The following is a 21,136-nucleotide window of genomic DNA, read 5'->3' as shown; positions in this document are numbered from 1 at the left end:
GCTAGAAATTACCTCGCCGTCGTCACTCTTGCTGCTATCGTCCTATGGATGCGGTAACTGTCCACACCACCTAGAGCATGATCCGGAAAAGTGCGAGACGCTTTCCCGGAAGGATCATGTGCAAACAAAGGGCTCGAGCGCGATGACGATTCAACCTGATCGCATCGCGCTTGTGATCGAACGCCGCGCGATGCACGTACGCCGCGGTGTCCATGTCGGCGAGCGCGAGCGGCCTAATATTCAATGCCGAACTCGTCATAGAGACGGCGGAACACGGCCGGCAGCACCTCGGTCAGATCCTCGGCGATCAGGCCGGGCCCCGCCTCGCTGGCGCCTTCGCCGTGCAGCCACACGCCGATGCTGGCCGCCTCGAAGGCCGCGACGCCCTGGGCTAGGAAGCCCGCGATGATGCCTGACAGCACGTCGCCGGCGCCGGCGGTGGCAAGCCACGGCGGCGCGTTGGCGGCGACGGTGGCGCGGCCATCCGGAGATGCGATCACCGTGTCGGCGCCCTTCAGCAGCACCACCGCGCCGGAGCGCTCGGCCGCCGCGCGCACGCGCTCGAGCTTGGAGCGGCCGGGATGCTTGTTGGAGATATCGCTGAACAGCCGCGGAAACTCGCCCTCATGCGGGGTCAGCACCACCCCGAGCCCGTCGCTCGCCTTGATCGCCTCGAACAGGCGGTCCGGCGTGCCGGCAAAGCTGGTCAGCGCATCGGCGTCGAGCACCAGGTGCCGCTGCGCAGTGAGTGCGGTGTGAACGAAGTCGCGGGTGCGCGCGCTGACACCCGCGCCGGGGCCGATCACGCAGGCATTGAGCCGCTTGTCGTCGAGCAGTTCGGCGAACTGGATCGGGTTATCGACCGCGCGCACCATCACCGCGGTCACCGCCGCCGCGTTGACGGCAAGCGCATCGCGCGGCGAGGCCAGCGTCACGAGGCCGGCGCCGGCGCGCAGCGCCGCCCGCGCGGCAAGCCGTGCCGCCCCGGTCGAGGCGAGATCGCCCGAGACCACGACGGCATGCCCTCTCGCATATTTGTGGCCATCGATCCGCGGCACCGGAAACGACCAGCGCCAGGCCTGCGGCACGTTCTCCGCGGTCAGCGGCTTGATCTCGTCGAGCACCTGCGCGTCGATGCCGATATCGGCGACGCGGACCCGGCCGCAATACATCCGGCCCGGCAGCAGCAGATGCGCGGGCTTCTTGCGGAAGAAGGTGACAGTCTCCGTCGCCTGCACGGCCGCGCCCATGACAGCGCCTGTGGTGCCGTTGATGCCGCTCGGCAGGTCGACCGCCAGCACCGGCGTACCGTTGGCGTTGATAGCCGCGATCATCTCCAGCGGGTCGCCCTTCACCGGGCGGTTGAGGCCAGCGCCGAACAGCGCATCGATGATCAGCGCCGGCTTGCCGAGCGCCTGCGGGTTGAACGGCAGCACCGGGTACTTCCAGCCCTTCGCCGCCAGCGCCGCATCGCCCTGCAGGCTGTCGCGCTCACAGAGCAGGATCACCGAGACCTCGCGGCCGCGCGCGGCAAGCTCGGCGGCGGCGACAAAGCCATCGCCGCCATTGTTGCCGCGGCCGGCGACCACGACGATCGGCCCCTCCTCGACCAGGTCCATCGCGGCCTCCGCGACGGCCTGGCCCGCGCTCATCATCAGCGCGAAGCCCGGCGTGCCGGCTGCGATGGTCAGCCGGTCGGCACGCTCCATCTCGGTGGTGGTCAGAACGTCCATGCCGAATCCTCAATCGCTTCGCCTTTTCGAGAGGCAATTCCTGTGACGTTCGCGGGGTTTCTACTGGCCGACTGCATATGGATTGATCTATTTGCCTATTTGTTAGGCTTGGATATCATAGCCCATCTGGTTCGATATCAGCCGACTGCCTGTTAAAAGGCTGATAACATTCCGAAATCGGGGACCTTAACAACTTGGCATAGACCCTGCTTTTGAGGAAGCCGCGTACAAGGGCGCTCGATGCGACCATTGCGCGTGTTTCCGGCCACCGGCCGGAAGGCTTAAGACCAACCAAACTGCGCCCCACCGCGCATCGAACTCGACCCTGCAATCTGCAATGCCCGGGAGGCGCTCAGTGAAGAAGATTGAAGCCATCATCAAGCCCTTCAAGCTCGACGAGGTGAAAGAAGCGCTCCAGGAAGTCGGACTGCAAGGCATCACCGTGACCGAGGCCAAGGGATTTGGCCGCCAGAAGGGCCATGCCGAGCTTTATCGCGGTGCGGAATACATCGTCGACTTCCTGCCCAAGGTGAAGATCGAGATCGTGATCGGCGATGACCTGGTCGAGAAGGCGATCGACGCGATCCGCCGCGCCGCCCAGACCGGCCGGATCGGCGACGGCAAGATCTTCGTCTCCAACATCGAGGAAGCCATCCGCATCCGGACCGGCGAATCCGGGCTGGACGCTATTTGAGGGCGGTGCTATCCGGAATTTCTGACGCAAATGAGAAAAAAGGCTGCTTCGGCAGCCTGATTTCGTTTGAGTAGTCACACGAACCCGCCAAAAGCGGGAATAACGTCGCCCACCGCCGGAAACACACCCGCACATCCATAAGGGGTATTCATGAAGACCGCCAAAGACGTCCTGAAATCGATCAAGGACAACGACGTCAAATACGTCGACCTGCGCTTCACCGATCCGCGCGGCAAGTGGCAGCACGTTACCTTCGACGTCAGCATGATCGACGATGACATCTTCGCCGAGGGCACGATGTTCGACGGCTCGTCGATCGCCGGCTGGAAGGCGATCAACGAATCCGACATGTGCCTGATGCCCGACCCGGTCACCGCGACGATCGACCCGTTCTTCGCCGAGACCACCATGGTCATCACCTGCGACGTGCTCGAGCCGACCACCGGCGAACCCTACAACCGCGATCCCCGCGGCATCGCCAAGAAGGCCGAGGCGATGGTGAAGTCGATGGGCGTGGGCGACACCGTGTTCGTCGGCCCCGAGGCCGAATTCTTCGTGTTCGACGACGTGCGCTACTCGGCCGACCCCTACAACACCGGCTTCCGCCTCGACTCCTCCGAGCTGCCGATCAACTCCTCGACCGAATATGAGGGCGGCAACCTCGGCCACCGCATCCGCACCAAGGCCGGCTACTTCCCGGTGCCGCCGCAGGACTCGGTGCAGGACATGCGCTCCGAGATGCTCGGGGCGATGGCCAAGATGGGCGTCAAGGTCGAGAAGCATCACCATGAAGTCGCTTCGGCCCAGCACGAACTCGGCATGAAGTTCGACACGCTGACGCTGATGGCCGACCATATGCAGATCTACAAGTACTGCATCCACCAGGTCGCGCACATCTACGGCAAGACCGCCACCTTCATGCCGAAGCCGGTCTATGGCGACAACGGCTCGGGCATGCACGTCCACCAGTCGATCTGGAAGGAAGGCAAGCCGACCTTCGCCGGCAACAAATATGCCGACCTGTCGGAGACCTGCCTGCACTACATCGGCGGTGTCATCAAGCACGCCAAGGCGATCAACGCCTTCACCAACCCGTCGACCAACTCCTACAAGCGTCTGGTCCCGGGCTATGAGGCCCCGGTGCTGCTCGCCTACTCCGCGCGCAACCGTTCGGCGGCCTGCCGCATCCCCTACACCGCGAACCCGAAGGCCAAGCGCGTCGAGGTGCGTTTCCCCGACCCGATGGCCAACCCCTATCTCGGCTTCGCCGCGATGCTGATGGCCGGCCTCGACGGCATCAAGAACAAGATCGATCCGGGTCCGGCGATGGACAAGGACCTCTACGACCTGCCGAAGGAAGAGCTGAAGCAGATCCCGACCGTCTGCGGTAGCTTGCGCGAAGCGCTCGAGAGCCTCGACAAGGATCGCGCGTTCCTCAAGAACGGCGGCGTGTTCGACGACGACTTCATCGACGCCTACATCGAGCTCAAGATGACCGAGGTCGCCCGTTTCGAAATGACCCCGCACCCGGTCGAGTTCGAGATGTACTACTCGCTGTAAGCTTTGCAGCACCTCACGAATGCGAAAGGCGCTTCCGATGGAAGCGCCTTTTGTTTTTTGAGGTATCCGTCATTGCGAGGAGCGAAGCGACGAAGCAATCCATACGTCCGCGCATGCGGAGAGATGGATTGCTTCGCTTCGCTCGCAATGACGATGTGGTGAAAGCGCCTCTTCCTCGCTTACACCTTCGCCTTCGCAACCCGCCGGCCGCCGGAATCGAGCGCGCCGAATTTGCCCGCGATCATGTCAGGCGTCGGCATCATGCCGCCGAGCGACCAGCTCGCCGGCTCGCCCTCCTCGATCTTGACCCAGACGTTGCGGCGGAAGTCCGGGTCGCCCTGCCCCTCGACCTCAACCATGAGATCGGTGACGCGCTCCAGCAGCGCCTTCTTCTGGGCGACATCGAAGATGCCGCGGACGGTGGAAATGGTGACGTAAGGCATGGTCTCTCTCCATTGCTGAGGTTGTGACAGCGCAGCGAAGATGGACCGGCATGGCCCGATCAGGCAGTGGCCGATCAGACAGAGATCGGGCAATATCCGCCATGGCCTGATCGCGCCGATCGGGTAGGATGATGGCAACGCCTGGAGATCCCATGAAGCTCGCGATCCTCGCGCTGGAAGGCTGCATGCAATCGGCGGTCGCCGGCATCGCCGACATCCTCACGCTCGGCAACCATGTGATGCAGCTGCGCGGCGGCAAGGCGCGTTTCAGCTGGCAGACGCTTTCGCTCGACGGCAAGGCGGTGCGCGCCGGCGGCGGCAAGCTGCTTGCCGTCGATGGCGCCATCAGCAAGCGGACGGCATTCGACGCGATCATCGTGCCGGGCAGCCTGGTCGATCATCTCACCGCCGAGCGCCTGCAACCGCAATATGACCGTGCCGGCGCCTGGCTGCGCCAGCAACATGCGAGCGGCCGCTTGATCGGCGCCTTCTGCAGCGGCGTGCTGCTGCTCGCCAATGCCGGCCTGCTCGACGGCCGCCGCGCCACCATCACCTGGTGGCTGCAGAGCGAGCTGCGCCGTCGCCATCCCAGGGTCGACCTCGCCAGCGATGCCGTCATCACCCAGGCCGACCGCCTGGTCTGCGCCGCCGGACCGATGTCATGGGTCGACCTGCTGCTGCGGCTGATCGAGCTGGTCGAAGGCGCTGAGGTCGCAAAGGTCTGCGCCGACTATGCGGTGATCGACACCGCGCAGCGCACGCAGGCGATCTTCATGCCGCTCGGCTACATGCTCGCCCAGGACCCGCTGCTGATCAAGGCGGACATGCTGGTGCGCCGCACTGGCAAGGCGCCGATTACGGTGCGCGGCCTCGCCCAGGCACTGGGCCTGAGCGAGCGCACGCTGAACCGCCGCTTCCGCGAATTGACCCACGAGCCACCGCAGGCCTTCATCACGCGGCGCCGCGTCGAGCACGCCCGCACGCTGCTGGAGACCACGGCGCAACCGATCAAGGCGATCGCCCGCGCCACCGGCTATGAGGACGAGAGCAGCTTTCGAAAAGCCTTTCGCAAGCTGACGCTGACATCGCCGCAGGCCTATCGCGCGCAGCGATCGATGCGTGCGGCGTAATCGCAGCAATTCCGGAAGACTACGGTCAGCAATGCTGACGACCCAATGAAGTGATGCGAAACGGCGCGCGAGCCTGTGCTTCGGAATCGACAAGATCCGGAGCCGGGTGTTCACTGCCAACAAGGATCCGGAAGCGGCCTTCGATAAGACAGACACATTCATTTTTGCATTTTTGGGAGAAACGAGATGTCTTTCGTCGCACGTCGAATGGCGGCGCTTTCGACCGCCATCATCATCCTCGCCGCCGGTGCAGGCGGCGCATCTGCCCAGAAGACATACGACACCGGCGCAAGCGATACTGAAATCAAGATCGGCAACATCATGCCCTATAGCGGGCCGGCATCGGCCTACGGCACCAGCGGCCGGGCCCAGGCGGCCTACTTCCGCAAGATCAATGCCGAGGGAGGAATCAACGGCCGCAAGATCAATTTCATCTCCTACGACGACAGCTACAGTCCGCCGAAAACGGTCGAGCAGGCCCGTAAGCTCGTCGAAAGCGACGAGGTCCTGCTGATCTTCGCCGCCCTCGGCACCGCATCCAACGGCGCCATTCAGAAATACATGAACACCAAGAAGGTGCCGCAGCTGTTCATCCAGACCGGTGCGACCAAGTGGAATGATCCGCAGAATTATCCGTGGACCATGGGCTGGCAGCCCAGCTATCAGGCCGAGGGCCGAATCTACGCCAAGCACATCCTGAAGGAAAAGCCGCATGGCAGGATCGCCGTGCTCTACCAGAACGACGATTATGGAAAGGACTACCTCAAGGGCCTGAAGGACGGCCTCGGTGACAAGGCGGCGTCGATGATCGTGACCGAGGATGCGTACGAGGTGGCCGAACCGACCATCGACACGCATATCGTCAAGATGAAATCGATGAATGCCGATGTATTCGTCGACATTGCCACGCCGAAATTCGCGGCACAGGCCATCAAGAAGACGGCCGAGATCGGCTGGAAGCCGCTGCACATTCTCAACTCGGTCGGCTCCTCGATCGGTGCTGTGATCCAGCCCGCCGGCTTTGAAAATGCACAAGGCATCATTTCGGTGGCCTACCTGATGGATCCGCTCGATCCGCAATGGAAGGACGACCCCGGCATGAAGGCGTTCGACGAATATCTCGCGAAATACTTCCCCGAAGGCAATCGGGCCGATGGCCTGGTGGTGACGGGCTACAATGTGGCGCAAACGCTGGTTCAGGTGCTGAAGCAGTGCGGCGACGATCTCACGCGCGCGAACGTGATGAAACAGGCCGCCAACCTGAAGGCCTTCCGGACCAACAACCTGCTGCCGGGAATCACGATGAACACCAGCTCGATCGATTTCGCACCGATCAAGCAGATGCAACTCAGAAGACTGAAGGGCGAGCGCTGGGAGCTGTTCGGACCCATGCTCAGCGCGGAAGTGGGAGGGTAGCCGGCCGTGGCCACTCGCTGCGCTGCCTGGGTGGTCCGAGCACTATCGCCGTCATTGCGAGGAGCCAACGGGTCCGGCCTTTGGCCGGCCCGATGATAAACTCCGCGACGAAGCAATCCATGCATCCGCGTACGCGGAGAGATGGATTGCTTCGCTTCGCTCGCAATGACGTGGAGAGGGCTGCCTCAAAGCCAAATTCCCGCGGCAAGGACAGACCACTCACACCCGGAACAGCTTCGCGTACCTTGCCTTGATCTCCTCGCTCTGCGCCTGCACCTGGGCCGGATCTGCCTTCAGCATCTTCAGCTTGTCGAGCGGCACGTGGCCGGCCTTCTCCTTCACCTTGGCGTGGAACGAGCGGTGTGCGAATTCGTCGGCCAGCATCTGCTGGGTTTCGGCGCTGAAGAAATAGCTCTGGAACAGCCGCGCCGCGTGCGGGTTCGGCGCGCTCTTGAAGATGCCGCTCGGCACGATGATCAACGGCGCGCCCTCGGCCGGATAGACCACCTCGACCGGCTTGCCCTGATCCTTGGCCAGCACGAGGTTGTAGTCGTTGCCGTCGGCCATGACGGCGCGCTCGCCGAGCAGGATCTTCTTCGGCGGGTCGGCGGCCGACTGCACCTGCATCACGCGCTGCTGCGACAGCTTCTCCAGATACGGCCAGCCGAGATCGCGCGCCAGCACGAAGGTCGCGGTCATGATCGCGCCGGAGTAGCTCGGATGCGCCTTGACGATCTTGCCGCGCCACCGGGGATCGAGCAGATCGGCGTAGCTCTTCGGCGCCTCCTCGCGCTTCACCTGCTCGGTGTTGTAACCGATCACCTCGAACCAGGCGCAGGACGTCGCCGAGGTGCCGTCGGGATCGATCTGGTCGGCCGGGAAATGCTTTGCGACATCTTCCGGGATGTAGGCCGCGAGCCAGTCGTTCTTCTTCCAGTCGAGGTAATGCGCGGGATCAGTCGAGTTGGCGACGTCGACGGCATGGATGCCACTGCCCTGTTCCTGGGCGATGCGCTGGAAGATGCGCTCGGCACCGGAGCGCTCGACGCGGACGCTGATCCCGGGATATTTCTGCTCGAAATCGCGCGCGAGACGCTCCGCCGTGTTCAGTTCCAGCGCGCTGTAGAACGAGATCTTGCCTTCCTTCTTGGCCGCCGCGATCAGCTCCGGCGTCACGGCCTCGGCCGGCGGCGCCGCCGCGCGCAACGGTTCGGCGAACACCATGCCGGCGGCGGTGGCCGCCGTCACCTTGAGCCAGTCGCGTCTCGACCATTTGCGGTCCTGCATTCCATGCTCCCTGAGATCGGGCCGTTGACCGGCCGCGCCATTGTGATGGGAGCATAGCGCGTCGGATGGGTGGAGCGAAGCGATACCCATCCTGCCGACTGCTCACCTCCAGCTTTGGCGCAACACCCGCATCCAGTTGTCAAAAGCGATCTTGCGCAGCGCGGCATCGTCGAAACCGCGCCCGCGCAACGCCTGGATCAGGCTCTGGAGCTGGCTTGCGTCCCTGAGCGGATGCGGCATCACCGCACCGTCGAAGTCCGATCCGAGCGCCACGTGATCCTCACCCATCCGCTCGACCAGGTAGCCGAGATGATTGGCGACCGTCTCGATCGGCGCGTCGGGATCGCTGCGCCCGTCCGGGCGCACCTCGGACACACTGAAATTGAAGCCCACGACGCCGCCGGATGCCTTGACCGCGTCGAGCTGCCGGTCGGTCAGGTTGCGGGTCGCGGGGCAGATCGCATGCGCGCAGGCGTGAGTGACCACGATCGGAGCCCTGCTGAGTGCCACCAGATCCCAGAAACCGCGCTCGTTGAGGTGGGCTGCATCGACCATGATTCCGAGTTCATTGCAGGCCCTCACCAGCGCCTTCCCGGCGTCCGTCAGACCGGGCCCGGTGTCCGGCGAGCGCGGATAGGCGAACGGCACGCCATGGCCGAAGCTGTTGGGCCGGCTCCAGACCGGGCCGAGCGACCGCAGCCCGCGGGCGTAGAGCCTCGCCAGCCCGTCCAGGTCGGCATCGATCGCTTCGGCGCCCTCGAGATGCAGCACGATCGAAAACACCGCGTCCCGGCGCGCCGCCTCGATCTCATCCACGGTCGTCGCTTGTCGGATCTTTCCGTCGGCGCGGGCCACCATGGCCTCCAGCGCGCTCAGCTGGGCATCGATGGTGCGGCGCGCATAGGCCGCATCGAGCGGCTCGGCAAGGCGCACCTCGTAGCCGTCGGCGGTTCGCGTGAAATCGCCCTGTCGCGGATGCTCCGCTTTGGCATACATCGCGAACAGGCCGCCAACCATGCCGCCTTCACGGGCGCGCGGCAGATCGAGATGGCCCTCCTCGGAGCGCACGAGAAAGTCCCGACCGCCTTCCCGATACTCGGCGAGGTGCTGAGCCGCGTCATTGTGGCCATCGAAGATCGCAACCTTGCCGCCTTCCTGCACTGTGCATTCCTCTCGCCGAACTTGCGTCAAGTAGGATGGGTGGAGCGAAGCGATACCCATCATCTCGCCTCGCGGATGGCAGGTTGATGGGTTTCGGTGCGCTCTACCCATCCTCATATGGGGGTTTGCGAGTCAAGGCTGTGGTTTGGATCTGGGCTAGGGTTGCGTGGTGAGAGGGTGGCGCGCGGAGCCATGCGAAGCGCAGCGCGCCATGTGGGCTCGTGGCAGGGATTGGCTTCCGAAGATTTCTGCAGCTCACTGCATCACCTCATATCCGGTCGGATTGTTTGATCCGTACCCACCTTCCGCATGCTTGCGGCGAGGAAGCCTGGCGAGGATGAGACCCATCTACGAAACGGCGGTTGAGGCCCTAGGATGGCCCGGTCATCATCCATCCTGCACGAGCGCGGCGAGCCGCGCCGCGTGGTGGCGTGGTTTGTTTTATGCCTTCATGGTTGCCTGCTCGGGAATGAGGCCGGTGGTGAGATAGCGCCACAGCGCCACGATCAGCTTGCGCGCCAATGCGACGATGGCGATGCGTTTGGCGCGCTTGCCGGCGTTGGTGGTCCGGGTGTGAAACCAGCGGCTGAGCGCGCTATCGCCCTGGTGGCGGAGCCAGAGCCACGCCAGCTCGATCGCCTTCTGGCGGGCGCGTCGATTGCCGGCCTTGCTGATGCCTTGCTCGCGATCAATGCCGCCGCTGCGCCACGGGCTCGGGGTCAATCCGCAATAGCTAGCAACCTCGCGGCGGTTGCAGAAATCCTTGTAGAACAGCTCGTTCACCAGCGTCCCGGTGAAGGCTGGGCCGAGCGCCTTGATGCGGAGCAACAGGTCTCGCCGCTCTCCCATCGGGGCCGGAGCCGGAACGGTCCGCGTCGTCTGGGCCTCTTCCAGCGTCGCAAGCTGGTCGCGTATCAACGTCAGCCGCGCGTGCTCGCGCTTCACTTCGGCCAACAGATGAGGCGGCAGCGGCTGTCCTTGCCAGTCGCGCTGTTGCGCGAGCCAGGCCAGCCAGTCGCGCCGTCGCGGGTTGCCGACCGCCATCCCGTGAAGGCGCAGCAGCGCCTTGATCCGGTTGGTATGGGCGGTCTGTTCCGTGACCAGCCGATCGCGTTCGCGGCTGGCGCGCCGGGCATCCTCCGCTTCCAGGCTCGGCACCCGGACGATCCGGACCACCCGCGGCTCGCCCCGCAAATAGGCCATCAAGGTCCGCAGCAGCAGCTCGCCATCGATCCGGTCCGTCTTCGCCCGTCGCGCTCGCTGCTCCACCGCGATGCTCGCCGCGTCGAACACGAAGTTCATGATCCCGGCCGCCTCCAAAAGCCTGTGTAGCCAAAAGCCGTCATAGCCGGCCTCATAGCAGCTCACCACACGCGGTGCCGACCCTAGCTTCTCGGCCGCACGCGCCTTCACCTTCTCGATCAGGGCCAGAAGCTCGATGTGATCACCTCCCTCGAGCTTGTGACGTGATGTCCGGTCACGATCCGGACTGTGTAGCGTCACCAACCAGGTCTTCTGGCTCAGTTCGATCGCAACGAAAATTGTGCCACTATGGCCGGTGGTGGGCGGGCTCTTGGTCGATGCTTGCATCAGACGCTCCGATGGTTCGAGTGTGGAAACCCAAACCTACCGGACAGGGCCCGCTCACCGCCCCATGGAATCTACGGACCGCCTCAGTCAGCCGGCGACTGGCGGATTATTGACCGCCAACTGAGCCGCGAAAGCCCGCTTGTAGGCGGGCCGCGCTTCGCCGCGGGCGACGTAGGCCGCAAGCTTCGGATGTCCGTCGAGCATGCCTGACGGCTTCAGGCGCAGCAGCACCGACACCATCATCAGATCGCCGGCGCTGAACGTACCGTCGAGCCAGTCGGCATCGCCCAGACGATCCGACAGCTGGTCCAGCCGCTGCCGGACCCGGTCCTCGACCAGCGGCAGGCGCGCCTCGTGCCACGGCTTGTCGCGCTCGAACAGCCTCGCAGTCGCGAATTCGAGGATCGGCGGTTCCACCGTGTTGAGCGCAGCAAACATCCATGCGATCGCGCGCGCCCGGGCATTGGCGTCATCGGGCAGCAAACCAGCATGGCACTCGGCGAGGTGGAGCACGATCGCCCCCGTCTCGAACAAGACGAGATCACCTTCTTGATAGGTCGGTATCTGGCCGAACGGATGAAGCGCCAGATGGGCGGGCTCCTTCATCGCAGCAAACGAAACCAGGCGAACCGCGTAGGGTTGCGCGACCTCTTCGAGCGCCCACCGAACCCGCGTATCCCGCGCCAGTCCCTTGCCGCCGTCGGGCGACCGCTCAAAGGCGGTAATCGTGATGGTCATGCAGATTTCTCCCCGGCGAACTCGCAGCTGGTTGTGGATCTCGGTGCGCGATGTTCAGCGCCCGCCCGCGCTTGTCAGCACATCGCCATCCTAGCTCTTTTCCGGCGGGTTCTCGCGCAGGAAGCGTTCGAGATCGGGCTGCACGGAGTACGGCTGCGGAACCGGGTCGCCCTGGAAGTCGACCTGTAGATCCAGGCAGCGCCGCAGCATCCGCGCCAGTTCGCTGCGCCGATACGGCTTGGTCAGCAGCGGAATGCCGTGGCCGCCCCGCCCCTGTTGTGCCGGCAACGCGCCGTCGCTGTAGCCCGAGGTGAACAGCACCCGCAGCGCCGGCCGCCCGGCCATCAGCGTATCGGCCAATTGCCGGCCGTTCATGCTGCCGGGCATCACGATGTCGGTGAACAGGAGATCGAACGCGGTGCCGCGGTTGACGATCTCTAGCGCGGCGTCGGCGTTTGCCGCGGCCAGCACCTTGTAGCCGAGGCTTTCGAGCTGGCCCGTGACGTAGTCGCGGATCGTGGGGTCGTCCTCGACGCACAGGACGGTTTCGTCGCCGCCCCTGAACGGCTGATCGTCCTCCTCGGCCGCGCGCTGCGCGGAGCCGTCTGCCTTGGGCAGATAGATCCTGAAGACGGTGCCCAGTCCCTGCTCGCTCCTGACCTCGATGCCGCCGCCGCTCTGCTTGACGAAGCCGAACACCATGCTGAGCCCGAGCCCGGTGCCCTGCCCGATCTCCTTGGTGGAGAAGAACGGATCGAAGATCTTCTCCAGATGCGACGGCGAAATTCCGGAGCCGGTATCGGCGACCTCGATCACGAGATGGTCGCCGGCGCGCTCGACGCCGTGCGCCACGGCGTCGGGAATGCCGAGCTGGATGTTGCGGGTCGCAAACGTCAGCGTGCCGCCTTCAGGCATCGCATCGCGCGCATTGATGGCGAGATTGACCAGCGCCGCGCCGAGCTGGCTGCGGTCGACAAAGGCGAGCCAGGCGCCGCGGTTGAGTTCCGTCCTGATCTCGGTCTGCGACCCCAGCGTCTGCGACAACAGCCGGACCACCTCGCCAATCAGGTCGTTGACGTCGGTCTCGGCGGGCTGCAACGGCTGCTTGCGCGCGAAGGCCAGGAGGCTCGAGGTGAGCTGAGCGCCGCGATCGGCCGCATCGCTGATCAGCTTGGCGATGGCGGCAAGCTGCGGGTTGTCCTTGACCCCGTCGGCAAGGATCTCGACCGTGCCGGTGATCACCGTCAGCATGTTGTTGAAGTCGTGCGCGATGCCGCCGGTCAACCGCCCGAGCGATTCCGTCTTCTGCGCCTGGATCAATTGCTCCTCGGCGAAGCGGCGCTGGGTGACGTCCCTGACAAAGGAGTTGATGATCCAGCCATCGCCGCGGCGCAGAGCATTGAGCGACACCTCGACCTGAAAGCGGTGACCGTCGCGATGTAAGGACGCGGTCTCGTAGCGCATGCCCATGCCGCCGCCCGCGGCCTCCTGCAGGAAGCGGGTGATGCGCTGCCGGTGCGCGACGCGAAGCTCCTCCGGAAACACCAGTTCGACGACGCGACAACCGACCGCCTCGGACCGCGTCCAGCCGGTCAACGTCTCGGCCTGCGGGCTCCAGTCGAGGATGATGCCGTCCTGGTCGGTCTGCACGAAGGCGTCGAGCGCGGTCCTGACGATGGCCTGCGCCATCTGCTCGCTTTCGACCAGCGCCTGATGCGCCTGACGCTGCGCGGTGACATCGTGCAGCACGATGACAGCGCCGCGCAGATTGCCGGCATCGTCACGCAGCGGCCGCGCGTTGACAACAAGACAGACGGCCGGCCCCGGCGGCAGGGGTTTCACGATCAGTTCGCAATCGTCTATGTCTTCGCCGCGCAGCGCACGTGCCATCGGCGTGTCCGCGATTGGCATCTCGGTCGTGCCGTCGGCATAATAGTTCTTGAAGGTGCGAACGCCGGTCAGGGTGTCGAAACCGGGCTCGACGCGGTACAGCCGCCGCGCCGCCGCGTTGACGATCACGATCATCGCGTGCTCATCGGCGACCACCACCGGATCGCGGATGCTCTCGACGGTCTTCTCCAGCAGGTGCTGCCGGCTGCCCAACTGCGCCGACAGTTCGGCAAGCGTCGCGGCGAGCTGGGCGGCCTCGTCATTGCCGGCCGGGGACGCTTGGACCTGCTGGCCGCGCGACAGCGCTTCCGCCGCCCGCACCAACTGGGCGGGCGTCCTGGACAGCGATCTCGCAATCAGCTCAGCAGTCATCAACACCACCGCAACCGCGCCGCCAGCGAGCGCCATGCCCGGCCAGGTGACGCCATGGATGAAGCCCAGTGTGAGCAGGAGTGTGACGACGGGAAGCATCATCCCGACCGCCAGACGGCCCGACAAATTCATCCCGACCAACTCATCGTGAGCAGTTGCACCGGAAAATGGAAAAGGAAACAGGAGTCGGAAAGGTATTGTCAGCGCCGGGGCAATATCGGGTGGCTTGCACCCAGTTGCTTAGCCGAGTCCGGCGCCGCAATCCGCCACTTTCGTATCCGTATTAGTACGGAGGGCAGTCGGCTCGAGGCGCGGGCCCATGGGTATGATCGGGATCCGGCTTTCCCGGCGCCCTCTGTTCGCAGAGCGGCGGAACGGAAGACAACAAGTCGGGAGTTCATGTTGCGGATGCTTGACCAGTGACGGCGAAACAAACTCAGTGTCGTCCCTGCGAACACGAAAGCAGGGACCCGACACCGCTAGTCGCGTGATGGTGGAACAACGAGTCCCGTTCGCAAGAGCCGCCGCGGCGTATGGGTCCCTGCTTTCGCAGCGACGACAGGGCCGCGTGGAGCCCCCTACGCCGCCCGGCGCCGCTCCCGCAGCGCGTCGCCGAAGGCTTCGAACAGCGCGCGATTGATCGGATTGCGCTGCGGATCGTATTCGGCGTGCCATTGCACGCCGAGCGCAAAGCCGGCGGCGTCCGCGATGCGGATCGCCTCGATCGTGCCGTCCTCGGCGATGCCCTCGATCACGACGCGCTTGCCGGGCTCGAGGATGCCCTGGCCGTGCAGCGAATTGACGCGAATGGTCTCGCGGCCGAGGATTTTCGCGAACGCGCCCCCCGGCGTTAGCGCGACGTCGTGACGGTCGGCGAACACAACGGTCGGATCGGGATGGATCTCGCCGTTCTCCAGCCGCGGCATCCGATGGTTCATGCGGCCCGGAATTTCGCGGATCTCCGGATGCAGCGAGCCGCCGAACGCGACATTCATCTCCTGCAAGCCGCGGCAGATGCCGAAGATCGGCACGCCGCGCGCGACGCAGGCCTCCGATAGCGCCAGCGCGACATCGTCGCGGTGGATGTCATAGGGCTCGTGCGCGGCACAGGGTTCGGTGTTGAAGCGGGTCGGATGAACGTTGGCGCGGGCCCCGGTCAACACGACGCCGTCGACCACGTCGAGCAAGGCGCCGACCTCGGTGATTTCGGGGCTGCCCGCGAACATCAGGGGCACGGCGCCCGACACCTCGGTAACCGCGCGAAGGTTGCGCTCTCCGACCATCTGGACCGTGAAACGATTTTCGATGCGATGGGCGTTTCCGATCACGCCGACCACGGGCCGTCTCATTATTGAAGTCTCGCGCAATGATTCTTCTAAGTTTGCGACGTTGCGGAGACGATCATGCCTTCGAGTTCCCCAGGGATCAACTACCTAGTTCTGCACAGGGGGGCTTGCAGTCCTGCACAGACTAGCTCCCCGGAGGCTCCCAATCCGGCCGGGCGCCCTCCGGTCACGCCCCGGCGCGGCGGCGCGTCAGCGGCAAACCGGCACGGTCCCGGCAGCTTGATCCCGGGCGGGATTTTCGCCAAAGACTGCTCGCAGACCGTCGCGAAGGGGGAATCACCCGTGACAGACCCGGCTGACAATCGCCTGCAGGCCCGCAACGACATGGCGTGGGCGATCGCCGTCGGCGGCATCGGCGCCGTGCTGTTCGCGGCCCTGTTGACCTTCGCCTGGCATTTTGCCGCGACCCTGTTCCTGCTGTTTTCGGGCATGCTGCTCGGCGTCGGCCTGAATGCGATGACGACCCAGCTCGGCCGGCTGACCGGGCTGCCGCATGCGTTGCGGCTTGCGGTCGTCTGCCTGGCGCTGGCCGGACTGCTGTCCGGCATCGTGTTCCTCGGCGGCACCACCATCGCGCAGCAGGCCACGGTGCTGAGCAACACGATCAAATCGCAGCTCGGCAGCGTCAAGGAGTTCCTCGAGCAGCACGGTGTCGATACCAGCTATCTCGATTTCACCAACGCGGCCGGTGAGGCGAAGCCGGAAGGCACAGCTGTGCCAACTACCACGACGACAACGACGCCGGCAGCCTCGCAGTCCCACGGCATCCCCGGCGCCGGCGCGCTGGCCTCCAGCGGCGGCGCCATCATCAGTCAGACGCTGAAAGTGTTGCTCGGCACCGTCAGCGTCGTCGGCAATTTCTTCATCGTGCTGTTCCTTGGGCTCGCCTTCGCGGCCCAGCCGAGCATCTACCGCGCCGGACTATTGTTCATCGCGCCGGCCAAATACCGCGCGCAGGCGACCGTCATCGTCGACCGCATCGGCGAGACGCTGGAGCGCTGGCTGATCGCGCAGATCATCACGATGGCCGCGGTATTCCTCGTCACCTGGATCGGGCTTGCCATCATCGGCATTCCGAGCTCGTTCATCCTCGGCATCCAGGCCGGCCTGCTCGCCTTCATCCCGACCGTCGGCGCGATCCTCGGCGGGCTGATCGTAGTGCTGGCGAGCCTTGCGACGGGGTGGATCGCGGCGCTGTCGGCCTTCATCCTGTTCCTCGGCGTCCACGCCCTGGAGAGCTACGTGCTGACCCCGATCATCCAGCGCCAAGCGCTCGACATCCCGCCGGCGACGCTGTTCGCGTTCCAGATCCTGCTCGGCGTCGTGTTCGGCATCTGGGGGCTCGCGCTGGCGCTGCCGCTGATGGCGATCGCCAAGGTGATGATCGATCACTTCAAGGCGGAGGACCAGGCGCCCGCGAAGGCAGCCTGATCTCGCCCCGGGATGACGATGATGGACTGCGCGTGCATGCTCCATCCCCGTCATTGCGAGCAATCCATCGCGCGGCATACGCGGAAGCATGGATTGCTTCGTCGCGACCGCTCCTCGCAATGACGACGGTGGCCTCAGGCGAACAGCAGCACCGTCCCCAGCACCATCAGCATCACGCCGAGCAGCATCGCGATCGGCCAGTGATGCTTCCGCTGCTCATATCGCCCCTGCGCGCGCCGTTCGGCGATCAGCGCGGTCTCGTACTCATCGGAGTCCGAGAACAGGCAGGCGAAGCCGCTGCGCGCCGAAACCGCGTCGGCTTCGAGCGACATCAGGGCTGACTGCGGGTTGCGGGTGCGGATCGACTCCATGCCCGAAAGCATGGGATCGAATGGTTAACCAGTCGTTACCGCGCTCACGCGCCGGCGTTCACCGGCTTTTGCCGCGCCGATGCCGGCAGGCCCGCAGTCTTGCGCCGCCAATTCTCCAGCGAGAGCGGCAATTCCTCTGCCGCCTCGACACGGTTGCGACCGCCGCGCTTGGCCTGATAGAGCGCGGTGTCGGCCGCGGCCAGCAGCACCTCGAGCTCGGTCCCGGCGGGTCCGCCGGCGACGCCGATGCTGACCGTGGTGTCGACCGCGCCATCCTCGCAGGTGATGTTGCTGTTCTCGAACGCCTCGCGCACGCGCTCGGCGACCAGCACGCCCTCCTCCAGCGAGCACGGCAGCAGCGCTGCGAATTCCTCACCGCCGATCCGGCCGGACAGATCGCTGATCCTGAGATTGTTGACCACCACTGCGGAGAACAGTTTCAGGATCTCGTCGCCTGCGGGATGACCGAAGCGGTCGTTGATCGACTTGAAGTGATCGATGTCGAAGATCATCACCGTGACCGGCCGGCCGCCGTCGGCTTCGCGCTCGATCACGCGCACGCAGGCTTCGGAGAAGCCGCGGCGGTTGAGCATGCCGCTCAGGGGATCGATCGAGGCAGCGGTCTTGTGCACGGCCACCGCGCGGTCCGACACCATCATGAAGATCACGAACACCGTGCCGATCGCGTACAGCACGAGCTCGATCGAGAACAGCGTGACCCAGAAGCTGCTGACGAAGTTCTGGCCGTTCAGCCGCATGAGGTCGCCGACCAGGATCGGGAGCATCAGGACACAGCCATGTGCGACCGGGATGGCAATCGCAATCCAGCGCCGTTGCATCGCACGGCGGCGCTCGCTCCAGAGCTCGGAGGCGGTCAGCGCGGCGTAGATCGCGACGATCCCGGCGCCGATCGTCAGGCGCATCGCCGGATCCGTCGCCGTCGTCATGGCGCCAATCCACGCGATCGGGCCAAGCACGAGGCCCGGCAGGTTCGCCTTGCGGCCATGGAAAATCCGCGCGGCATTCCAGACCATGCCGCAGGCAGCGAAGCCGATCGCATTGAGGCCCAGCATGACCATGGGATCGAGCGTCGAGCTGCCGACCGTCCAGAGCGCGACCGAGGCCGCGCCGAGCAGATAGGCGGTGCCCCACCATTTCAGCGCGGGAATTTTCTCCTGCCTGCCAAACAGCCAGAGCATGGCGCCGAGCATGCCCGCGACCATGGTGGCGAACAGATAAAGCGTCGATGGATCGAACGACATAAGTCACCCCAGCCCGGTGTGATGCAACGTCCGCAGGCGCAATTAATACGGTGATGCAGCGCCAGTGCGAGACCGCACGCTAGAAGGCCCGAGTTCCAATTTCGTTTGCACGCACACGCAAGTTTTCATGAAAAACTGCGCTAATTCGCGTCGAAGCTCGCACCGTTGGGCGCAGCAAAAAGGGCGCCTCGCGGCGCCCTTTGCAACTCGATGCACGCGGCAATTGCCGCGAATTTTAGAACTCGAATTAGCGCTTCGAGAACTGGAAGGACTTGCGGGCCTTGGCCTTGCCGTACTTCTTACGCTCGACCGAGCGGCTGTCGCGGGTCAGGAAGCCGCCCTTCTTGAGGACGCCGCGCAGCTCGGGCTCGAAGTTGGTCAGCGCCTTCGAGATGCCGTGACGAACCGCACCGGCCTGGCCGGAGAGACCGCCGCCGGCGACGGTGCAGATCACATCGTACTGGCCGTTACGGGCGGCCGCGACCAGCGGCTGCTGGATCATCATGCGCAGCACCGGGCGGGCGAAGTAGACTTCGAACTCGCGGGTGTTGACCGAGATCTTGCCGGAGCCCGGCTTGACCCAGACGCGGGCGACCGCGTCCTTGCGCTTGCCGGTGGCGTAGGCACGGTTGTACTTGTCGACCTTCTTGACGTACTTCGGCGCGTCGGGCGCGGCCGGCTTGACCTGCGAGAGCTGGTCGAGGGACTGCAACGTATCGGACATTATGCGGCCCTCGTGTTCTTGCGGTTCAGGGAAGCGATATCGACCTTCTCGGGGCTCTGGGCTTCATGCGGATGCTCGGCACCCGGATAGACGCGCAGATTGCCCATCTGCATACGGCCGAGCGGACCGCGCGGGATCATGCGCTCGATCGCCTTCTCGACGACGCGCTCGGGGAAGCGACCCTCGAGGATCTGCTTCGCGGTGCGCTCCTTGATGCCACCGATGAAGCCGGTGTGCTTGTAGTAGGTCTTCTGGTCGCGCTTGCGGCCGGTCAGCACCACATGCGCGGCGTTGACGATGATGACGTTGTCGCCGCAATCGACATGCGGGGTGTAGGTGGGCAGGTGTTTGCCGCGCAGGCGCATCGCGACGAGGGTGGCGAGACGACCGACCACCAGACCCTTGGCGTCGATCACGACCCACTTCTTCGTCACTTCGGCGGGCTTGGCCGAGAACGTGCTCATGTGTGAAATCCGTGAAAAAGAAATCGGCGCCGTATGCGCCGAACTGGCGGCTTTCTAGAGAAGCCGCGGGCGCGCGTCAACGTCGACGCACCGAAATTACATCAGCAAAAACAGCAGCTTACAAATATGGTGCAATAATACCGCGAAAAAGCCTATTGATTTGGAATGGAATAGGTCGCCGTGACATGGGCGATCGGGTCCGGAGAGGTGCCGGACAGCAGGTTCACCTCGCCAACCGCAAGCCGCTTGCCGAGCTTGAGCAGCTTGGCCACCGCGAGCACGTCCTGCCCCGGCTGGCCCTTGCGCAGGAAGTTGATGTTGAGATTGGTGGTGACGGCAAGGCCGATCGGCCCGATCGCCGACAGCAGCACCACGTACATGGCGAAATCCGCGAGTCCCATCAGGGTCGGTCCCGACACCGTGCCGCCCGGCCGCAGCATGCGCTCGCTGAAAGCCTGGCGCAGCAGGGCCGTCTCACCGTCGGCGCTTTCGATCCTGATGTCGTCGTAGGTGAACGCCTGCGGAAATTCCCTGCGCAGGAACTCCTCCAGCTCAGCCACGCTCATTTTCGCAATCGCCATGCGATCCCTGCCCTCGCTTCAGTCTGCCTGTTACATTAAATTGTCACAGACACGATAGAGGAATTTCGTCATGTCCGCCCAGGCCGCCCGCGCGGAAGCGCCGCAACATCAGCCGATCCTGCTGCGCGAGAGCGTTGGCAGTATCGCGCTACTGACGCTCAATCGCCCCGCGGCGCGCAACAGCCTTTCCGAAGGGCTGATCGGCGAGCTGCACGCTGCGCTGAACGATATCGGCGGCGACAGGAGCATCCGTGCCGTCGTGCTCGCCGCCAATGGCCCGGCGTTCTGCGCCGGCCATGACCTCAAGGAGCTCACCGCGCGCCGTACCGACGCCGACCGCGGCCGCGCCTATTTTGCTGAGATCATGAACGCCTGCAGCGCGATGATGCAGGCGATCGTGCATTTGCCGAAGCCGGTGGTCGCCTCCGTCCAGGGTATCGCGACCGCAGCCGGTTGCCAGCTCGTCGCAAGCTGCGACCTCGCGGTCGCCTCCGACGCGGCAGCGTTTGCGACGCCGGGCGTCGACATCGGGCTGTTCTGCTCGACGCCGATGGTGGCGCTTTCGCGCAACGTTTCGCGCAAGCAGGCGATGGAGATGCTGCTGACCGGTGAGCCGGTCTCCGCGGCAACGGCGCAGAGCATCGGCCTCGTCAACCGCGTGGTATCAGCAGGCACCGAGCGCGATGCCGCGATCGCGCTGGCCGAGAAAGTCGCGCTGAAATCGGCCTACACCGTCAAGCTCGGCAAGGAGGCATTCTATCGTCAGGCCGAGATGAACCTCGCGGACGCCTATCGCTTCGCTGCTGAGGTGATGACCGAAAACATGATGGCGCGCGACGCCGAGGAAGGCATCGGCGCCTTCATCGAGAAGCGCGATCCGAAGTGGCAGGATAGATGACTTCCGTCATTGCGAGCGAAGCGAAGCAATCCATCGCGCCACAAA

19 protein-coding genes are annotated in these 21,136 nt (G+C 64.7%); 6 read left to right on the top strand and 13 right to left on the bottom strand.

Going from position 1 to position 21,136, the window contains the following annotated elements; genetic code table 11:
• Positions 1 to 233: 233 nt before the first annotated feature.
• Complete coding sequence (locus tag QMZ05_RS26320; protein WP_353703396.1) at positions 234 to 1,733, bottom strand: NAD(P)H-hydrate dehydratase; 1,500 nt, start codon at positions 1,731 to 1,733, stop codon at positions 234 to 236.
• A gap of 355 nt (positions 1,734 to 2,088) precedes the next feature.
• Between QMZ05_RS26320 and QMZ05_RS26315 the strand changes: the two genes are divergently transcribed.
• On the top strand, positions 2,089 to 2,427 hold the full coding sequence (locus QMZ05_RS26315; protein WP_011441447.1) for a P-II family nitrogen regulator: 339 nt from the start codon (positions 2,089 to 2,091) through the stop codon (positions 2,425 to 2,427).
• Positions 2,428 to 2,577: 150 nt separating this feature from the next.
• Positions 2,578 to 3,987 (top strand): type I glutamate--ammonia ligase, encoded by a 1,410-nt coding sequence (gene glnA / locus QMZ05_RS26310; RefSeq protein ID WP_074127279.1) that lies wholly within the window; start codon positions 2,578 to 2,580, stop codon positions 3,985 to 3,987.
• Between the two features lie 179 nt (positions 3,988 to 4,166).
• Here the strand turns inward: glnA and QMZ05_RS26305 are convergent, their stop codons facing one another.
• Complete coding sequence (locus tag QMZ05_RS26305) at positions 4,167 to 4,430, bottom strand: tautomerase family protein (RefSeq protein ID WP_146985659.1); 264 nt, start codon at positions 4,428 to 4,430, stop codon at positions 4,167 to 4,169.
• Positions 4,431 to 4,582: 152 nt separating this feature from the next.
• On the opposite strand from QMZ05_RS26305, the gene QMZ05_RS26300 reads away from it, so the two are divergent.
• Together QMZ05_RS26300 and QMZ05_RS26295 are read left to right on the top strand one after the other, a co-directional pair.
• Positions 4,583 to 5,560 (top strand): helix-turn-helix domain-containing protein, encoded by a 978-nt coding sequence (locus tag QMZ05_RS26300; RefSeq protein ID WP_353703395.1) that lies wholly within the window; start codon positions 4,583 to 4,585, stop codon positions 5,558 to 5,560.
• Between the two features lie 186 nt (positions 5,561 to 5,746).
• Positions 5,747 to 6,976 carry an ABC transporter substrate-binding protein gene (locus tag QMZ05_RS26295; RefSeq protein WP_353703394.1) on the top strand — a complete coding sequence of 410 codons (1,230 nt, stop codon included), beginning with the start codon at positions 5,747 to 5,749 and terminating at the stop codon, positions 6,974 to 6,976.
• 219 nt (positions 6,977 to 7,195) lie between these two features.
• Here the strand turns inward: QMZ05_RS26295 and QMZ05_RS26290 are convergent, their stop codons facing one another.
• From QMZ05_RS26290 to QMZ05_RS26265, 6 genes are all read right to left on the bottom strand, one after another.
• Positions 7,196 to 8,263 carry an extracellular solute-binding protein gene (locus QMZ05_RS26290; protein WP_353703393.1) on the bottom strand — a complete coding sequence of 356 codons (1,068 nt, stop codon included), beginning with the start codon at positions 8,261 to 8,263 and terminating at the stop codon, positions 7,196 to 7,198.
• Between the two features lie 102 nt (positions 8,264 to 8,365).
• A complete protein-coding gene (locus tag QMZ05_RS26285) occupies positions 8,366 to 9,424 on the bottom strand; it encodes a dipeptidase (RefSeq protein WP_353703392.1) in 1,059 nt (352 codons plus the stop codon).
• Positions 9,425 to 9,865: 441 nt separating this feature from the next.
• Positions 9,866 to 11,014, bottom strand: coding sequence for an IS110 family transposase (locus QMZ05_RS26280; RefSeq protein ID WP_353703391.1), 1,149 nt, complete (start codon positions 11,012 to 11,014; stop codon positions 9,866 to 9,868).
• 87 nt (positions 11,015 to 11,101) lie between these two features.
• A complete protein-coding gene (locus tag QMZ05_RS26275) occupies positions 11,102 to 11,752 on the bottom strand; it encodes a glutathione S-transferase family protein (protein ID WP_353703390.1) in 651 nt (216 codons plus the stop codon).
• A 90-nt stretch (positions 11,753 to 11,842) separates the two neighbouring features.
• On the bottom strand, positions 11,843 to 14,116 hold the full coding sequence (locus QMZ05_RS26270) for a PAS domain S-box protein (RefSeq protein ID WP_353703389.1): 2,274 nt from the start codon (positions 14,114 to 14,116) through the stop codon (positions 11,843 to 11,845).
• A gap of 476 nt (positions 14,117 to 14,592) precedes the next feature.
• Positions 14,593 to 15,363 carry a gamma-glutamyl-gamma-aminobutyrate hydrolase family protein gene (locus tag QMZ05_RS26265; RefSeq protein ID WP_353703388.1) on the bottom strand — a complete coding sequence of 257 codons (771 nt, stop codon included), beginning with the start codon at positions 15,361 to 15,363 and terminating at the stop codon, positions 14,593 to 14,595.
• A 279-nt stretch (positions 15,364 to 15,642) separates the two neighbouring features.
• Here QMZ05_RS26265 and QMZ05_RS26260 point away from each other — a divergent pair, with 279 nt between their 5' ends.
• Complete coding sequence (locus QMZ05_RS26260; RefSeq protein WP_353703387.1) at positions 15,643 to 16,791, top strand: AI-2E family transporter; 1,149 nt, start codon at positions 15,643 to 15,645, stop codon at positions 16,789 to 16,791.
• A gap of 134 nt (positions 16,792 to 16,925) precedes the next feature.
• On the opposite strand, the gene QMZ05_RS26255 is transcribed toward QMZ05_RS26260, so the two are convergent.
• The 5 genes from QMZ05_RS26255 to QMZ05_RS26235 form a co-directional block, all read right to left on the bottom strand.
• Entirely contained in the window at positions 16,926 to 17,162 is a 237-nt protein-coding gene (locus tag QMZ05_RS26255) for a hypothetical protein (RefSeq protein ID WP_353703386.1), read from the bottom strand.
• 44 nt (positions 17,163 to 17,206) lie between these two features.
• Positions 17,207 to 18,424 (bottom strand): GGDEF domain-containing protein, encoded by a 1,218-nt coding sequence (locus QMZ05_RS26250; RefSeq protein WP_353703385.1) that lies wholly within the window; start codon positions 18,422 to 18,424, stop codon positions 17,207 to 17,209.
• A gap of 247 nt (positions 18,425 to 18,671) precedes the next feature.
• Entirely contained in the window at positions 18,672 to 19,148 is a 477-nt protein-coding gene (rpsI, locus tag QMZ05_RS26245; protein ID WP_028333930.1) for a 30S ribosomal protein S9, read from the bottom strand.
• Entirely contained in the window at positions 19,148 to 19,612 is a 465-nt protein-coding gene (gene rplM, locus QMZ05_RS26240; RefSeq protein WP_021079117.1) for a 50S ribosomal protein L13, read from the bottom strand. Before rplM ends, rpsI begins: the two co-directional genes overlap by 1 nt.
• A 152-nt stretch (positions 19,613 to 19,764) precedes the next feature.
• Positions 19,765 to 20,193 (bottom strand): PaaI family thioesterase, encoded by a 429-nt coding sequence (locus tag QMZ05_RS26235; protein ID WP_050422551.1) that lies wholly within the window; start codon positions 20,191 to 20,193, stop codon positions 19,765 to 19,767.
• A gap of 70 nt (positions 20,194 to 20,263) precedes the next feature.
• On the opposite strand from QMZ05_RS26235, the gene QMZ05_RS26230 reads away from it, so the two are divergent.
• Positions 20,264 to 21,091, top strand: a complete 828-nt coding sequence (locus QMZ05_RS26230) for an enoyl-CoA hydratase (protein ID WP_353703384.1) — start codon at positions 20,264 to 20,266, stop codon at positions 21,089 to 21,091.
• Positions 21,092 to 21,136: the final 45 nt, after the last annotated feature.

The sequence above is a fragment of the Bradyrhizobium sp. INPA03-11B genome (assembly GCF_040446015.1).
Classification (GTDB): domain Bacteria; phylum Pseudomonadota; class Alphaproteobacteria; order Rhizobiales; family Xanthobacteraceae; genus Bradyrhizobium; species Bradyrhizobium macuxiense_A.
Note: the sequence above shows the minus strand (reverse complement) of the source record. Positions and strands in the feature narration are given on the sequence as shown.

Excerpts from the sequence above, each read along its gene's own strand:
- QMZ05_RS26320 (WP_353703396.1), bottom strand. The coding sequence starts at position 1,733 with ATGGACGTTCTGACCACCACCGAGATGGAGCGTGCCGACCGGCTGACC.
- glnA (WP_074127279.1), top strand. The coding sequence starts at position 2,578 with ATGAAGACCGCCAAAGACGTCCTGAAATCGATCAAGGACAACGACGTC.
- QMZ05_RS26305 (WP_146985659.1), bottom strand. The coding sequence starts at position 4,430 with ATGCCTTACGTCACCATTTCCACCGTCCGCGGCATCTTCGATGTCGCC.
- QMZ05_RS26300 (WP_353703395.1), top strand. The coding sequence starts at position 4,583 with ATGAAGCTCGCGATCCTCGCGCTGGAAGGCTGCATGCAATCGGCGGTC.
- QMZ05_RS26295 (WP_353703394.1), top strand. The coding sequence starts at position 5,747 with ATGTCTTTCGTCGCACGTCGAATGGCGGCGCTTTCGACCGCCATCATC.
- QMZ05_RS26290 (WP_353703393.1), bottom strand. The coding sequence starts at position 8,263 with ATGCAGGACCGCAAATGGTCGAGACGCGACTGGCTCAAGGTGACGGCG.
- QMZ05_RS26280 (WP_353703391.1), bottom strand. The coding sequence starts at position 11,014 with ATGCAAGCATCGACCAAGAGCCCGCCCACCACCGGCCATAGTGGCACA.
- QMZ05_RS26275 (WP_353703390.1), bottom strand. The coding sequence starts at position 11,752 with ATGACCATCACGATTACCGCCTTTGAGCGGTCGCCCGACGGCGGCAAG.
- QMZ05_RS26270 (WP_353703389.1), bottom strand. The coding sequence starts at position 14,116 with ATGATGCTTCCCGTCGTCACACTCCTGCTCACACTGGGCTTCATCCAT.
- QMZ05_RS26265 (WP_353703388.1), bottom strand. The coding sequence starts at position 15,363 with ATGAGACGGCCCGTGGTCGGCGTGATCGGAAACGCCCATCGCATCGAA.
- QMZ05_RS26255 (WP_353703386.1), bottom strand. The coding sequence starts at position 17,162 with ATGGAGTCGATCCGCACCCGCAACCCGCAGTCAGCCCTGATGTCGCTC.
- QMZ05_RS26250 (WP_353703385.1), bottom strand. The coding sequence starts at position 18,424 with ATGTCGTTCGATCCATCGACGCTTTATCTGTTCGCCACCATGGTCGCG.
- rpsI (WP_028333930.1), bottom strand. The coding sequence starts at position 19,148 with ATGTCCGATACGTTGCAGTCCCTCGACCAGCTCTCGCAGGTCAAGCCG.
- rplM (WP_021079117.1), bottom strand. The coding sequence starts at position 19,612 with ATGAGCACGTTCTCGGCCAAGCCCGCCGAAGTGACGAAGAAGTGGGTC.
- QMZ05_RS26235 (WP_050422551.1), bottom strand. The coding sequence starts at position 20,193 with ATGGCGATTGCGAAAATGAGCGTGGCTGAGCTGGAGGAGTTCCTGCGC.
- QMZ05_RS26230 (WP_353703384.1), top strand. The coding sequence starts at position 20,264 with ATGTCCGCCCAGGCCGCCCGCGCGGAAGCGCCGCAACATCAGCCGATC.